Genomic DNA, 1,070 nt, shown 5'->3' with positions numbered 1-1,070 from the left:
CCCGGCATGACCATCTCTTTGTCCTTCGGCAGCTCGATCGCGCCGGTCACGTCCGTGGTACGGAAGTAGAACTGCGGACGGTAGTTGTTGAAGAACGGGGTGTGACGGCCGCCTTCGTCCTTGCTCAGCACGTACACTTCCGCGGTGAAGCTGGTGTGCGGCTTGATCGAACCCGGCTTGGCCAGCACCTGGCCACGCTCGACGTCTTCACGCTTGGTGCCGCGCAGCAGCACGCCAACGTTGTCGCCGGCCTGACCCTGATCCAGCAGCTTGCGGAACATCTCCACGCCGGTGCAGGTGGTCTTCTGGGTGTCCCGGATGCCGACGATTTCGATCTCTTCGCCGACCTTGATCACGCCGCGCTCGACGCGACCGGTGACCACGGTACCGCGGCCGGAGATCGAGAACACGTCTTCCACCGGCATCAGGAACGCGCCGTCAATGGCACGCTCCGGCGTCGGGATGTAGCTGTCGAGCGCTTCGGCCAGCTGCATGATCGCCGCTTCGCCCAGCTCGCCCTTGTCGCCTTCCAGCGCCAGCTTGGCCGAACCGCGCACGATCGGCAGATCGTCGCCCGGGAAGTCGTACTTGGAGAGCAGCTCGCGCACTTCCATTTCGACCAGTTCCAGCAGTTCGGCGTCGTCGACCATGTCGCACTTGTTGAGGAACACGATGATGTACGGCACGCCGACCTGACGGGCCAGCAGGATGTGCTCGCGGGTCTGCGGCATCGGGCCGTCAGCAGCGGAGCAGACCAGGATCGCGCCGTCCATCTGGGCGGCACCGGTGATCATGTTCTTGACGTAGTCAGCGTGGCCCGGGCAGTCGACGTGGGCGTAGTGCCGGTTGGCGGTCTCGTACTCGACGTGGGCGGTGTTGATGGTGATGCCGCGCGCTTTTTCTTCCGGCGCGGCGTCGATCTCGTCGTACTTCTTGGCTTCGCCGCCGAACTTGGAAGACAGCACGGTCGCGATCGCCGCGGTCAGCGTGGTCTTGCCATGGTCAACGTGACCGATCGTGCCGACGTTCACGTGCGGCTTGGTCCGCTCAAACTTGCCTTTTGCCATTTT

General features: G+C 63.9%; 1 protein-coding gene. It reads right to left on the bottom strand.

What is annotated here, in order from left to right; genetic code table 11:
* Positions 1–1,067, bottom strand: a 1,067-nt coding sequence (gene tuf / locus CHB88_RS24085) for an elongation factor Tu (RefSeq protein ID WP_089401895.1), incomplete at its 3' end; no start/stop codon positions are given.
* Between the last annotated feature and the right edge of the window lie 3 nt (positions 1,068–1,070).

This window comes from Noviherbaspirillum humi, from assembly GCF_900188095.1.
GTDB lineage: Bacteria > Pseudomonadota > Gammaproteobacteria > Burkholderiales > Burkholderiaceae_D > Noviherbaspirillum > Noviherbaspirillum humi.
The sequence above is the reverse complement of the archived record's forward strand: the minus strand, read 5'-3'. Positions and strand labels throughout refer to the sequence as shown.